The sequence below is a fragment of the Arthrobacter sp. NQ7 genome (genome assembly GCF_029581595.2).
Classification (GTDB): domain Bacteria; phylum Actinomycetota; class Actinomycetes; order Actinomycetales; family Micrococcaceae; genus Arthrobacter; species Arthrobacter phenanthrenivorans_B.
The window spans coordinates 141,368-154,203 of record NZ_JARFXU020000002.1; the positions used below are offsets into that span (position 1 = coordinate 141,368).

At 64.0% G+C, this 12,836-nt stretch carries 13 protein-coding genes; 2 read left to right on the plus strand and 11 right to left on the minus strand.

Annotated elements, in window-relative coordinates:
* Positions 1-17: 17 nt before the first annotated feature.
* Entirely contained in the window at positions 18-713 is a 696-nt protein-coding gene (gene nucS / locus PUN71_RS03475) for an endonuclease NucS (RefSeq protein ID WP_043453389.1), read from the plus strand.
* A gap of 304 nt (positions 714-1,017) precedes the next feature.
* The gene (locus tag PUN71_RS03480; RefSeq protein WP_003804766.1) at positions 1,018-1,221 is read left to right on the plus strand and encodes a cold-shock protein; all 204 of its coding nucleotides are present in this window, start codon (positions 1,018-1,020) and stop codon (positions 1,219-1,221) included.
* A gap of 131 nt (positions 1,222-1,352) precedes the next feature.
* Here the strand turns inward: PUN71_RS03480 and PUN71_RS03485 are convergent, their stop codons facing one another.
* The 11 genes from PUN71_RS03485 to atpB all read right to left on the minus strand — a co-directional run bounded on the left by PUN71_RS03485 (position 1,353) and on the right by atpB (position 12,765).
* The gene (locus PUN71_RS03485) at positions 1,353-3,932 is read right to left on the minus strand and encodes a phosphatidylglycerol lysyltransferase domain-containing protein (protein ID WP_277797366.1); all 2,580 of its coding nucleotides are present in this window, start codon (positions 3,930-3,932) and stop codon (positions 1,353-1,355) included.
* Positions 3,926-5,254, minus strand: coding sequence for an alpha/beta hydrolase (locus PUN71_RS03490; protein ID WP_043453390.1), 1,329 nt, complete (start codon positions 5,252-5,254; stop codon positions 3,926-3,928). Before PUN71_RS03490 ends, PUN71_RS03485 begins: the two co-directional genes overlap by 7 nt.
* Before the next feature lie 5 nt (positions 5,255-5,259).
* Positions 5,260-5,691, minus strand: a complete 432-nt coding sequence (locus tag PUN71_RS03495) for a DUF2550 domain-containing protein (RefSeq protein ID WP_043453392.1) — start codon at positions 5,689-5,691, stop codon at positions 5,260-5,262.
* Between the two features lie 10 nt (positions 5,692-5,701).
* Positions 5,702-5,986, minus strand: a complete 285-nt coding sequence (locus tag PUN71_RS03500) for a F0F1 ATP synthase subunit epsilon (protein ID WP_018760117.1) — start codon at positions 5,984-5,986, stop codon at positions 5,702-5,704.
* Position 5,987: 1 nt separating this feature from the next.
* Positions 5,988-7,442, minus strand: coding sequence for a F0F1 ATP synthase subunit beta (gene atpD, locus PUN71_RS03505; RefSeq protein WP_043453394.1), 1,455 nt, complete (start codon positions 7,440-7,442; stop codon positions 5,988-5,990).
* 81 nt (positions 7,443-7,523) lie between these two features.
* Positions 7,524-8,414: a F0F1 ATP synthase subunit gamma gene (locus PUN71_RS03510; protein WP_043453396.1), complete on the minus strand. Its 891-nt coding sequence runs from the start codon at positions 8,412-8,414 to the stop codon at positions 7,524-7,526.
* A 72-nt stretch (positions 8,415-8,486) separates the two neighbouring features.
* Positions 8,487-10,124 carry a F0F1 ATP synthase subunit alpha gene (atpA, locus tag PUN71_RS03515; RefSeq protein WP_043453397.1) on the minus strand — a complete coding sequence of 546 codons (1,638 nt, stop codon included), beginning with the start codon at positions 10,122-10,124 and terminating at the stop codon, positions 8,487-8,489.
* 78 nt (positions 10,125-10,202) lie between these two features.
* Complete coding sequence (locus PUN71_RS03520) at positions 10,203-11,030, minus strand: F0F1 ATP synthase subunit delta (RefSeq protein WP_043453399.1); 828 nt, start codon at positions 11,028-11,030, stop codon at positions 10,203-10,205.
* The gene (locus tag PUN71_RS03525; RefSeq protein WP_043453401.1) at positions 11,030-11,581 is read right to left on the minus strand and encodes a F0F1 ATP synthase subunit B; all 552 of its coding nucleotides are present in this window, start codon (positions 11,579-11,581) and stop codon (positions 11,030-11,032) included. The genes PUN71_RS03520 and PUN71_RS03525 overlap by 1 nt, the downstream gene beginning before the upstream one ends.
* Before the next feature lie 54 nt (positions 11,582-11,635).
* Positions 11,636-11,854, minus strand: a complete 219-nt coding sequence (atpE, locus tag PUN71_RS03530) for an ATP synthase F0 subunit C (protein WP_003804776.1) — start codon at positions 11,852-11,854, stop codon at positions 11,636-11,638.
* Between the two features lie 110 nt (positions 11,855-11,964).
* Positions 11,965-12,765 (minus strand): F0F1 ATP synthase subunit A, encoded by an 801-nt coding sequence (gene atpB / locus PUN71_RS03535; RefSeq protein ID WP_043453403.1) that lies wholly within the window; start codon positions 12,763-12,765, stop codon positions 11,965-11,967.
* Positions 12,766-12,836: the final 71 nt, after the last annotated feature.

The window sequence follows — 12,836 nt, forward strand, 5'->3', positions numbered from 1 at the left end:
GCGGTAGTCTGTACGGCGTGCGACTTGTCATAGCCCATTGCTCCGTTGATTACGTTGGCCGGCTCAAAGCCCATCTGCCCCTCGCCAAGCGGCTCCTGCTGGTCAAGGCGGACGGCTCCGTGCTGGTGCATTCCGACGGCGGTTCTTACAAGCCGCTGAACTGGATGAGCCCGCCGGCCACACTCCGGGTCTCGTCCCCCGACGACGTGGACCTCGAACTTGGTGTCGTGGAGCAGTGGACCGTGCAGTCAGCCAAGACCGACGACCGGCTCATCATCAACATCCACGAAAAAATCAGTGATTCCTCCCACGAGCTTGGCGTGGATCCGGGACTGATCAAGGACGGCGTGGAAGCGGACCTGCAGCGGCTGCTGGCCGAACAGATCGAAACGCTGGGCCAGGGGTACTCCCTGATCCGGCGCGAATACTTCACCGCGATCGGGCCTGTGGACATCCTGGCCCGGGACGCGGACGGCGCCACGGTGGCCATCGAACTCAAGCGCCGCGGAGACATCGACGGCGTGGAACAGCTGACCCGCTACCTGGAACTTCTTAACCGCGACCCCCTGCTGGCCCCGGTCCGGGGAATCTTCGCGGCACAGCAGATCAAGCCGCAGGCAAAGGTGCTGGCCAACGACCGGGGCATTGACTGCGTGACCCTGGACTACGACGCCATGCGCGGAGTCGACGACAGCGAATCCAGGCTCTTCTAATTTCACTGCCGTTGCTTAAGGCACCTAATTGATGCCCGGCCGCGAAGGGTTATCCGTCACGCGGTTTTAACCCAATTTTTATCCTTTTTCCAGCGCAAGCCGTTGACCTGCGGGAACGGGCATGAAATTCTTATCTCAGTCTTTGTGTAGGTGTTTTTCATGCTCGCAAGACATGTTGCGAGCGCGAAGCTCCTGCAGCGCCGGACCCTCACGGGGCACGGCAATCCAGGATTCTTCTCGCGGAGTGACCAAGGTCGGCACGAGGTGTGCCGGTCTTAAAAAGTTCCATAATGAGGAGAAATAAATGGCACAGGGAACCGTCAAGTGGTTCAACGCTGAAAAGGGCTTCGGCTTCATCACCCCGGACGACTCCGATGGCGATGTCTTCGTTCACTACTCCGAGATCCAGACCGGCGGCTTCAAGACCCTCGACGAGAACCAGCGCGTTCAGTTCGAAATCGGCCAGGGTGCCAAGGGCCCCCAGGCCACCGGCGTAACCGTCGTCTAGTTTCCGGCCCGGCCGCTGAATGCGGCTGCAGGCAAAACAATGGCCCCCGGCAATTGCCGGGGGCCATTGTTTTGCCCTAATTATTGCGGCCGAAATACCAGTTTCAACGCATGGCATTTTCCGGTGTTTATTCAGCTGACCAGCTTGCGGACCAGCCGGGCGCCCTGTGCCAGCGAGAGGCCGGGGAGGTACGCCCGGGTCAGGGCCCTGCCGATGGCCGGGAGGTGCAGGGGGTCCTGGTAGTACAGGTACAGCGCACGGTATTCGGGCTTGAACCGGGACTTGAAGGCTGCCAGGGAGCGGAAGCCGTAGACGGGCTCCAGCGCATGGCCCACCAGGTCAAGGATCCGCACGAGGTTCTGCGCACCATCGTCAGCGGCCTCCGCGTTGTCCCCGCCTTCGCGTTCGGTGCCGTCGCCGGCGGCCTGCTCCGGGCGGGTGGCCAGCGGCGAACCGGAAAGGGAGATCACGTCGACGGAGCCACGCAACTCCAGGACAGCTGACGCAATCAGGAACTCCATGACCCCCGGGAACCCCTCACTGCCCCGGCGCATGACGTCCAGCGTCCGGCTGACCAGCCGCCCGCCGTCGTACACCGGAAGCCAGCTGGTCACGCCGTGCACGGTGCCGTGGCCGTCCACGGCAAGGCAGCACAGGACTTCCTCGTCGTCGAGCTCGTCCACTCCCCCAAGCGTGAAACCCATTTCCGGAACGGACTTGCCGGCCGCCCACTCCTCAGACACCTCGTTCAGCCGTGACCGCAGGGCCGCCGGCAGAGAGTGGTAGGAGCCCCAGACGGCGTGCACCCCCAGTTTGGCCGCCCGGTTCAGGGCGGTCCTGACGTTCTGCCACTCCTTGCCCTTGAACTCAAGTTCGTTCAGGGCCAGCCGCGTCTCCTGGGCAACGGCGACCCGGGAAAAGCCCCGGTCCTTCAGCATGGGCCAGATGGCGTCGTCACAGGAATACAGCGCGGGGATCAAGGCCTGGCTGCGGCAGTAATCGAGGAACCCCTCGGTAACCCGCTGCTCTGCCCCGCGGTCACCGAAAGCGCCGCCAAGGGTCAGCGCCACCGTCCCGTGCTGCTGGAAGGCCATGCCCCCTGCCCCGTCCGGGCTGAACCAGTACGAGTTGGGCTCCCACAACGCCATCCAGGACAGCGGGCCGCCGCCCTGGTGCAGCAGCTCCCGGGCGCGGTCCCGGTCCTGCCTGCCGAAGTGGAGTCCGTGGCGGCGGCCCAACAGTACCCAGAGGACCGCGCCGAGGGCGACAAGCCAGAACACCGGGCCCGAATAGGCAAAGAGCAGTGCCTCGGCACTGTCGGACTCCGGGAAGACCCGGCGGAGATGCTGCGGAATGGGAACTGGAACGTACTGCCGGGCAAGCTCGGCGAACAGGCCCAGCAGGCCGCCGTCGCGGGACAATCCGCCGGACCAGAACCAGGCCACGGTGTAGGAACTGGCCAGGACAAGCCACGTGCCGCATACCACGGTGCCGAGCGTCCGGCGGGCGCCGGGGCGGGTCTGCACGCGGAACTGGCGGCGGTTCAGCCAGAGGACCACCGCCAGCAGCAGGGGAACGATCACCAGCGGCAGCACGTGCGCGAAGGCGGACGACATGGGTGAGGCGTGGGTGCCCTGCAGCCGTGAAGGAACCAGAGCGAACAGGGTCAGGTAGACCGCCGCAAGGGCCGTCACGGCAAGCTGGATGGCGAGGGCGATGTTCAGGGCCAGACGGCGGCCGCGGCGCATGCCGTCCGCACAGATCAGCAGCAGGATGACAGGGACCACTGCCAGGGCCAGGCCAAAGGGTCCGGCGAAGCCGGCCCGTCCCGTTTCCAGGCAGGAGGCATCCACGGTGGCTCCGCAGTTGAACACCAGCTGGTTCAGGGTGGGCATGGGACTGAGCACCACGTCGCGCAGCAGTGCCAGCGGGCCGGTCGGTGCCCGGGTGATCCCGGTCAGGATGGGTCCTACCGCAAAGACCGCGACGGTGAGCGCCAGCAGGTTCCTGGTCTCGCGGCCCGTGGACCTGTGCCGGTGGAGGCGTCCCTGGTCTCCCTGGATCCACCACCCTGCCAGGAGGCCAAGCAGCGCCCCGATGAGGCCAATGACCGTTTCCGCGTGGCCGACGTACAGCACCAGGAGGATCGAGACTGACAGCACTGTGGTACGGAGCCGCCGCTGCCACAGTAGTGGAATGCGGGCGCTGGCGGCAAGGCCTGCGGTCAGCACCGGGGCATAGGGGCCAATGAGGCTGTCGTCGGCCATGGTGTCCAGCCAGCCATCGCCAACGTAGCCGGCCAACTGGGTTACGAGCAGGAACACGGTAACGGCGGCGAACTGGCCGCCAAAGAAAAGCCCGACGGCGGCGCGGCGTCCCAGCCTGCGCTCCGCCAGACCGAGCAGCAGGACGATCATCAGCGACGCGGCGAGGTACGCGAGCGGGTTGGTGGCGAAGAAGAGGCTGGTGAAAAGTGACCACCACCGGCCGCCGCGCAGGCCGGGACCGCTGACCGAGGCGGTGTCCAGGAGCTGCTCCGGTGGACCGTCAAGGAAGCTCCCGGTCAGGGCCGCGGCCACGAGGAAGACGGCGAGGACACTGAGGGTAAAGGGCATGGCTTTGAGGGTCTGCAGTGCCTGCTGCACCGCCGGACGTCCGACGGCGGCCCACATCATGGCCCCGGTGCGCTCGGGGTTCCTGGTGCTCACCATTGGAGGCCCCATTGCGAACCAAGGAACTGCAGGGCATCCGCGAAACGCTTGGAGGAGGTATCCCACGAGTGCCCCGTGTGCTCCACCTCATGCGCCTGCACCGTGAAACCTGCCTTCTGCGCCGCAGCCGCCAGGGTGTGGAGGTTGGCTACGAACTCCGGATCGCTTTGGCCGGCAGTCAGGTACATGCCGCTGGACTCGAACCGTTGGTGTTTCATGATCTCCAGTGGAGTCTGCTGGGTGAACTCTTCGGGGTGCCCGGGAAAAGCTGCGTCAATGGTCTTCTGCCGTTCCTTCGCAATGGCCGGTTCGGCTTCGCTGGAGAACGCCAGAACATCAGCGTAGACCTCCGGGTGCCGGGTTCCCATCTGCACGGCGCAGGTTCCACCGAAGGAGAAGCCGCCCACCGCCCAGTGGCTGTGATTGGTGTCCACGGCCAGTGCGGAGCCGATCCATTGCGGAACGTCCTGGGAAAGGTAGGTGTCCGCATTGGCGATCCTGCTGTCCATGCACATGGTGTTGGCCGACTGGGAACCGTTCGGATCCGGGATGACCACCACGGGGGAAACTCCCCCGTGCGCAGCCGCAAAGGAATCCATGTGGCCGCGGATCGCGCCGCCGGTGAGCCAGTCTGCAGGTCCACCCGGCTGGCCGGCCACCAGGACCAGGACCGGAAGCGCCGGCCGGTTGGCCGCAAAGTAGGCCGGCGGCAGGTAGATGTAGGCGTCCCGGACGTTCATCCCGGACTTTGTCCCGGGAATGGCTGCCTTGCGCAGGGCGCCGCCGGCCGGCAGTTCGCCCGCAGGCTTCCAGCCCTGGAGTGCCAGGCCGTCGCCCTCGCCGGGATGCCGCATCAGCTCCTGCTCGAGCACCGGGATCCGGGCCAGGGCAGTGCCCATCAGATCGCTGATGGATCGGTTGAGGCCGAAGTACGCGTTGATCTGGAGTGCCGAAACCAGCACCACCAACAAAGCTGCCAGGATGCCGCTTCCGCGTCCGCCCCACCTGGCGGCGGGAAGCCGGAAAATGGCAAGGAGGACGGCGGTGACACCCGGCAGCAGCCACAGCAGCACGGGATTTGGCAGGTCCTCGGGGAACACGGTGAAGACGTTGATGAGCAGCCAGTGGATGGTTCCCACCAGCGCACACGCTGCCGCAGCGGCGATCAGGATGCGGACGGACCAGGCGCGGAGCCGGTAGGGCGGGACCGGCGAGCCACGCCAGGGCGGCACCAGGAGGTACGCTGCACCGGCCACTCCCAATACCAGGACGGTTCCGTACAGGGGCCCGTCCGTCAGCCGGATATCTGCAATCCAGTCCACGCTGGCTAGCGCCAGGTCCCTACGCCGATGACAGGACCTGCCTCGAGCCAGGACGAAAGACCCGTGTAGGCGTCGAATTTCATGGCGAGACGCAGATCCTGTCCTTCGTACCGGAGTTCGACGATGACGACGTCGGGCTGGACCTTCACTGCCTCCGCCTCGGTGGGTTTCCGGCGTCCCAGAAGCTCAAGCGAGCTGCGCTTGAACGTGTACTTGGGCCGGACACTGAGCGAGATCAGCCGGAACCATTCAAGGTCGTTGTCCTGATAACGACAAACCCCCATCTGCCAGCTGTTTCCAGCAACGCAAATGGAGGCGTCCACCGTGCCGAGGGCACGCCGCAGGTTGAAGCGGCGCACCCCCGAAAGGCACAGTGCAAAAATCAGCAATCCGAAGGCGATTGCCAGTGCGATGAACGGAATACCCGGTGCGTCCATCAAGGTCGTGCTAGCGGATCCCAGCGGTAGCCGAGCCGCCCAGCTGGGCGTTGTCAGCAACGATCACCACGCGGTTGTTGTCGACGGAGAAGAACCCGCCGTCGACATCCACCGCAATACGGTCACCGGACACCGGCTGGATGGCCAGCTCACCCTCGGCCAGGATCGCCAGCAGGGGCGAGTGGCCGGGCAGGATTCCGATTTCACCATCGCTGGTGCGGGCCTTGACCATCTTGGCCGCTCCGGACCACACGAAGTGGTCCGCTGCGACAATCTCAACCTCAAGCTCAGCCATACTACTTGGTCTGTTCCTGGATCTTGGCCCACTGGCGCTCAACGTCATCAAGGCCACCGACGTTGAAGAACGCCTGCTCCGCGATGTGGTCGAGCTCTCCGTCGCAGATGGCTGCGAAGCCTTCAACGGTGTCCTTGATGGAAACCGTGGAGCCCTCGACGCCGGTGAACTGCTTTGCGGTGTAGGTGTTCTGCGAGAGGAACTGCTGGATGCGGCGTGCACGCGACACGACGATCTTGTCCTCTTCGGAGAGTTCATCGACACCGAGGATGGCGATGATGTCCTGGAGTTCCTTGTTCTTCTGCAGGATCTGCTTGACGCGCACTGCCGTGTTGTAGTGGTCCTTACCGATGTACTGGGGGTCCAGGATGCGGGAGGTGGACGTCAGCGGGTCAACGGCCGGGTACAGACCACGGGAGGCGATTTCACGGGAAAGTTCCGTGGTCGCGTCGAGGTGTGCGAAGGTCGTGGCCGGAGCCGGGTCGGTGTAGTCATCCGCGGGAACGTAGATGGCCTGCATCGAGGTGATGGAGTGGCCCTTGGTGGAGGTGATGCGCTCCTGCAGGAGGCCCATCTCATCCGCCAGGTTCGGCTGGTAGCCCACTGCGGACGGCATGCGGCCCAGCAGCGTGGAAACCTCGGAACCGGCCTGCGTGAAGCGGAAGATGTTGTCGATGAAGAGCAGCACGTCCTGGTTCTGCACATCGCGGAAGTACTCCGCCATGGTCAGTGCGGACAGGGCCACGCGAAGACGCGTTCCCGGCGGCTCGTCCATCTGGCCGAACACAAGGGCGGTGTCCTTGAGGACGCCTGCCTCTTCCATTTCAACCCAGAGGTCGTTGCCTTCACGGGTACGCTCGCCCACACCGGCGAAGACGGAGGTACCACCGAAGTTGCGGGCAACACGGGTGATCATTTCCTGGATCAGAACGGTCTTGCCCACGCCGGCGCCGCCGAAGAGGCCGATCTTTCCACCCTTGATGTAGGGGGTGAGGAGGTCGATGACCTTGATGCCGGTTTCGAGCATCTCGGTGGAGCCTTCGAGCGAAGCGAAGCTCGGTGCCTTGCGGTGGATCGGCCAGCGTTCGCTGATGTCCAGCTCCGACTCGGCAACGTCCAGGGGCTGGCCCAGCACGTTGAAGATGTGGCCCTTGACGCCGTCACCAACGGGAACGGAGATCGGGGCGCCGGAGTCCACCACAGAGGTGCCGCGGACAAGGCCGTCGGTTGCCTGCAGGGAGATGGCGCGCACGAGGTTGTCGCCCAGGTGCTGGGAGGTCTCGAACGTAATGGTCTTGGTCTCACCGTTGAGTGTGATCTCGGTGGTGAGGGCGTTGTAGATCGACGGGATTGCGTCAGCCGGGAATTCGACATCGACAACCGGGCCGATTACGCGCGCAATACGGCCGGTTGCACCGGACGTTGCGGCTACGTGTTCGGTAGCAGTGGCAGTCATCTCTCTCACTTCATTCAGTAGATGGCGTGGGGTTAAGTTTAGCTTTGGTGATGCTCGTTACGCGGAACCGGGCTGTGGAGGCTAGGACGCAAGCGCGTCGGCGCCGGCCACAATCTCGGAAAGTTCCTGCGTGATCTCGGCCTGGCGGGCCGTGTTGCGCAGTCGCGTGTACTTCTTGATCAGGTCTGTCGCGTTGTCGCCTGCGGACTTCATCGCCCGCTGGCGGGCGGCGAGCTCGGAGGCTGCCGCCTGCAGCATGGCTGCGAAGATACGCGATTCGATGTAGCGCGGCAGCAGCGCGTCAAGGACACGCTCCGTTTCCGGTTCGAATTCGTACAGCGGCAGGAGATCCGACTCGGAGGCGGCCTGCTCTTCCACTACTTCGAGCGGGAGCAGGCGGATGACCGTCGGCTCCTGCGTGACCATGGACTTGAAGCGGGTGTAGACAACGTGGATTTCGTCCACGCCGCCCTCTTCGAAGTCGGTCGCAAATTCTGCCAGGAGCGCTTCGCCGATTTCCCGGGCGGTTGCGAACTCTGGTGCGTCGGTTCCTCCGGTCCAGACCCGCGCGTACTGCCGGTTCCGGAAGTCGAAGTAGGCCTGGGCCTTGCGGCCGACGAGGTAGGTCTTGACTTCCTTGCCTTCGGCGTGGAGCAGCTCGTTGAGACCTTCCGCCTGCTTGAGGACGCTGGCCGAGTAGGAACCTGCCAGGCCGCGGTCCGAGGTGATTACCAGGACGGCGGCACGGCGGATCTGCTCCGGCTCAGTGGTCAGCGGGTGGTCGATTTCGCTCTGGCTGGCGACAGCAGAAACGGCGCGCGTGATCGCGTTCGCGTAAGGCAGTGAAGCTGCTACGCGCGCACGGGCCTTCCCGATACGCGAGGTAGCGATCAGTTCCATCGCCTTGAAGATCTTGCGCATCGACGTGGTCGAGCTGATCTTCTGGCGGTAGACCCGGATCTGGGCTCCCATACTTATCCTTTCCTAACATTCCGTCGCCGGGTGTGCCGGACCATCCGGTCCGGCACACCCGGCAGGGCGGAACTAGCGCTTCTGCTTGACGATCTTTTCCTGGTCGACTTCGCCCTCGGAGATAGCGTCATGCTCCTCGTGGCCGGCGCCTACCAGGTGGTTGTCACCCTCGCCGAAGAAACCCTTTTTGAAGTCGACGATCGAAGACTTCAGGGCTGCAACGGTGTCATCGTCCAGCACGTTGGTCTGCGCCAGCGTGGTCAGGATCGAGGACTTGTGGCGCAGGTGCTCCAGGAACTCGGACTCGAAGCGGCTGATGTCCTCCACCGGAACGTCGTCCAGGTAGCCGTTGGTGCCGGCCCAGATGGAGACGACCTGGTCCTCGACCGGGAACGGCGAGTACTGGCCCTGCTTCAGCAGTTCCATCAGGCGGGCGCCGCGGGTCAGCTGCTGGCGGGATGCCGCATCCAGGTCGGATGCGAACATGGCGAATGCCTGCATGTCGCGGTACTGGGCAAGGTCCAGCTTCAACGTGCCGGAGACCTTCTTCATGGACTTCACCTGGGCGGCACCGCCAACGCGGGACACGGACACACCCACGTCAACAGCGGGACGCTGGTTGGCGTTGAAGAGGTCCGACTGCAGGAAGATCTGGCCGTCGGTGATGGAGATGACGTTGGTCGGGATGTAGGCGGACACGTCGTTCGCCTTGGTCTCGATCAGCGGCAGGCCCGTCATGGAGCCGGCGCCGAGCTCGTCGGAGAGCTTGGCACAACGCTCCAGGAGCCGGGAGTGCAGGTAGAAGACGTCGCCCGGGTAGGCTTCGCGTCCCGGCGGGCGGCGCAGCAGCAGCGACACGGCGCGGTAGGCTTCGGCCTGCTTGGACAGGTCATCGAACACGATCAGGACGTGCTTGCCGCCGTACATCCAGTGCTGGCCGATGGCCGAACCGGCGTACGGTGCCAGGTACTTGAAGCCTGCGGGGTCGGAGGCCGGAGATGCCACGATGGTGGTGTACTCCAGCGCGCCGTTGTCCTCGAGGGTCTGGCGGATGGCGGCGATGGTGGACGCCTTCTGGCCGATGGCCACGTAGATGCAGCGCACCTGCTTGGTCACATCGCCCGAAGCCCAGTTGGCCTTCTGGTTGATGATGGTGTCGATGGCGATGGCGGACTTGCCGGTCTGGCGGTCGCCAATGATCAGCTGACGCTGGCCGCGGCCGATCGGGATCATCGCGTCGATGGCCTTCAGGCCGGTCTGCATCGGCTCGTGGACCGACTTGCGCTGGGTCACGCCGGGAGCCTGGAGCTCCAGTGCGCGGGTGGTCTCGGCCTTGATCTCGCCGAGGTCGTCGATGGGCACGCCCAGCGGGTCGACAACGCGGCCAAGGAAGGCGTCGCCAACGGGAACGGACAGAACCTGTCCGGTCCGGTGGACTTCCTGGCCTTCTTCGATGCCGGTGAAGTCGCCGAGGACGATGACGCCGATTTCGCGGACGTCCAGGTTCTGGGCCAGGCCCAGGGTGCCGTCCTCGAAGCGCAGCAGCTCGTTCGCCATGACCGAGGGGAGGCCCTCAACACGGGCGATGCCGTCACTAGCGGTGGTTACGCGGCCGACCTCTACGCGCTCTGCGTTCCCGGGTTCGTAGGACGCCGCGAACTCGTTCAGCGCATTACGGACGTCGTCGGCGTTGATGGTCAATTCGGCCATCTGCAGTCCCTGCTCTCCTGTTTGTGATCACCGCAAACGGTGACCGGGGTTTCTATCAGTTTGGTTGTGCTTGTCCGGCTAGCCGGCCAGCTGGCGTTGCAGCTCGCCCAGCCGGGTGATGACCGAGGCGTCCAGCACCTCGTCACCCACCTGGACGCGGATTCCGCCAATGAGCGACGGGTCAACGTTGACGTTGACCTTCAGTTCCCGTCCGTACAGGGCATTCAGGCCCGCCTGGAGGCGTGCCAGCTGCGTCTGCGACAAGGGGCGGGTCACACTGACCGTTGCAATCCAGCGCTGCTGCCGCTTGGCCGCCAACTCGGCGAACCGTTCCACAAGCCGCGTGGGCTTGATCCCGCGGGGCTGGGTGACGGCCTGCGTGATGAGGACTTTGGCTTCCTCACTGGCGCCCGGAACCAGCTTTGCGGCAAGGACAGCCTTGGCTGCGCCGCTTGCCTGCGGTTCGGACAGAGCACGTTGTACCTCGTGGCTGGAGGCAACGGCCTGGTTGAAGGAGAACAGGTCGTTCTCCAGCTCTTCCAGGCCAGTGATTCCGGAGGCAGAAACGGCCGACTTGTTTTCAGCAACGGAAATGACCACCGTTGCGGCAAGAGTCTCGAGTGCATCGCCGATGTCACGCGCCGATGCCCAGCGTGAGCTGGCCAGTCCGCCCGCGATCTCAGCAGCATCAGCGGAGACTTTTCCGCCAACCAGCTGCCTGACCAGCGCCGACTTTTCGTCGCCGCTGCGGGAGGGGTCAGTCAGGGCACGGCGCAAGCCAGCCGAGCTGTCCACCATTCCCAGAATTCCGAAGAGTTCCTTTGCCAGCTGCAGCGACGCCGTGGGAAGTTTCGCTTCCAGCGCGGCCAGGGCTGTTGCCAGCGATTCGCTCGATACGCCTGCCATTACTTAGCTGCACCTGCGTTCTGGGACTCCAGATCTGCCAGGAAGCGGTCCACAACCCGTGCTGCGCGTGCGTCGTCGTCGAGGGCTTCGCCCACGATGCGGCCGGCAAGGGTGGTGGCCAGGGTGCCTACCTCGGAACGCAGCGACACGACGGCCGCCTGGCGTTCGGATTCGATCTGCGCGTGTGCCTGTGCGGTGATGCGGGCAGACTCTGCTGCCGCCTTCTCCTTGAGATCCGCGAGGATCTGGGCACCTTCGGCGCGGGCTTCCTCACGGATGCGGTTGGCTTCGGTGCGGGCGTCGGTCAGCTGCTGCTTGTACTCTTCGAGTGCAGCAGACGCCTCAGCCTGGGCCTTTTCAGCCTTGGCGATGCCGCCTTCAATGGCCTCGGCACGCTCGGCAAAGGTCTTCTCGAACATCGGGACAACGTACTTGACCACGATGAAGAAGAGGATGGCAAAGCCAACGAAGACAACCAGCATTTCCCAGCCATTGGGAACAAGGGGGTTGACGTCGCCTTCAGCGGCGGCTGAGATGATCAGCTGATGCATATTTCACCCGTCCTTATCTACTCGGTTCTGAATGTTCGCTGAAGTTCTGAAGATTTACTTGAGAACGAAAGCGAAGACCAGGCCCAGGATGGCGAGTGCTTCGGTCAGCGCCAGGCCAAGGAATGCGATCGGCTGCAGCACGCGCTGGGCTTCCGGCTGGCGTGCAACGCCGTTGATGTAGGCAGCGAACACGAGACCCACACCGATACCACCGCCGATAGCCGAGAGGCCATAGCCGATGAGGTTGAGGGAGCCGTTGATGGAGCCTTCCATTTTTTTTCCTTTCAAGATGCCACTTATGTGGCAGGTTGTTTGGGTTGCTTCATCCCCGTGAGGGGAAGTCTGTGGTGGGCGGCCGGAGCATTGCGCTGCCGGCAGCGTGCCTAGTGGCTGTCGGCGTGCAGGGCGCCTTCGATGTAGATCGCGGTCAGCAGCGTGAAGACGTAGGCCTGCAGGACCATGATCAGGGCTTCAAGCATGTACATGGCGATGGCACCGGCAAGGACCAGGACCGAGGTTCCCTTGAGCAGGAAGTTCTCCTGCATGATCAGGTACTCGATGCCGGAACCGGCGATCATCACGATCAGGTGGCCGGCGAGCATGGTGGCGAACAGACGGAGGCTGTGCGTCACGGGCCGGACCACGAAGTTGGAGATGATCTCGATGGGGATAACGATCGGCAGGATGTACCACGGGACGCCAGACGGGACGGTGGCCAGCTTGAAGTAGCGCAGGCCGTTCTTCTTGATGCCGATGGCAATCCAGGTGATGTACACGAGGCCGGCGAGCACGTACGCTCCACCCACGTGCGAGAACGTGGGGAGCTGGAACACCGGGATGGCGCCGTAGATGTTGTTGACCAGGATGAAGAAGAACAGGCTGAAGAGCAGGGGGACGTACTTGATGAAGTCCCTGCCGCCGATGATGTCCTTGGCAATTCCATTCCGGACGAAGCCGTAGGCGGCTTCGCCGGCGAACTGGAGCTTGCCGGGTACCAGCTGCTGCTTGCGTGCGGCGAGCACGAAGAAGACGGCGATAAAGACGACAGAGAGGAGGACCAGCAGCATCTGCTTGGAGAATCCTTCTGCGGCACCCCACGGCAGGATTGCCGGCAAATGCATTTCGTTAATACCAGGAGGAGTGAACTCTCCTGAATCTTGGGCCGGGAGCGCAAGCGCGATCAACGCGTTTCCTCTCTGCAGTGTCCATCATTGGGCGTTGGGCGGGGTCCGGCAGCCTGACAGCCTGCTGTTCC

Coding starts and splice junctions, on each gene's coding strand:
- PUN71_RS03525 (WP_043453401.1), bottom strand. CDS start 11,581: ATGCATCAGCTGATCATCTCAGCCGCCGCTGAAGGCGACGTCAACCCC.
- atpA (WP_043453397.1), bottom strand. CDS start 10,124: ATGGCCGAATTGACCATCAACGCCGACGACGTCCGTAATGCGCTGAAC.
- PUN71_RS03500 (WP_018760117.1), bottom strand. CDS start 5,986: ATGGCTGAGCTTGAGGTTGAGATTGTCGCAGCGGACCACTTCGTGTGG.
- PUN71_RS03520 (WP_043453399.1), bottom strand. CDS start 11,030: ATGGCAGGCGTATCGAGCGAATCGCTGGCAACAGCCCTGGCCGCGCTG.
- atpE (WP_003804776.1), bottom strand. CDS start 11,854: ATGGAAGGCTCCATCAACGGCTCCCTCAACCTCATCGGCTATGGCCTC.
- atpD (WP_043453394.1), bottom strand. CDS start 7,442: ATGACTGCCACTGCTACCGAACACGTAGCCGCAACGTCCGGTGCAACC.
- PUN71_RS03495 (WP_043453392.1), bottom strand. CDS start 5,691: ATGGACGCACCGGGTATTCCGTTCATCGCACTGGCAATCGCCTTCGGA.
- PUN71_RS03480 (WP_003804766.1), top strand. CDS start 1,018: ATGGCACAGGGAACCGTCAAGTGGTTCAACGCTGAAAAGGGCTTCGGC.
- PUN71_RS03485 (WP_277797366.1), bottom strand. CDS start 3,932: ATGGTGAGCACCAGGAACCCCGAGCGCACCGGGGCCATGATGTGGGCC.
- PUN71_RS03510 (WP_043453396.1), bottom strand. CDS start 8,414: ATGGGAGCCCAGATCCGGGTCTACCGCCAGAAGATCAGCTCGACCACG.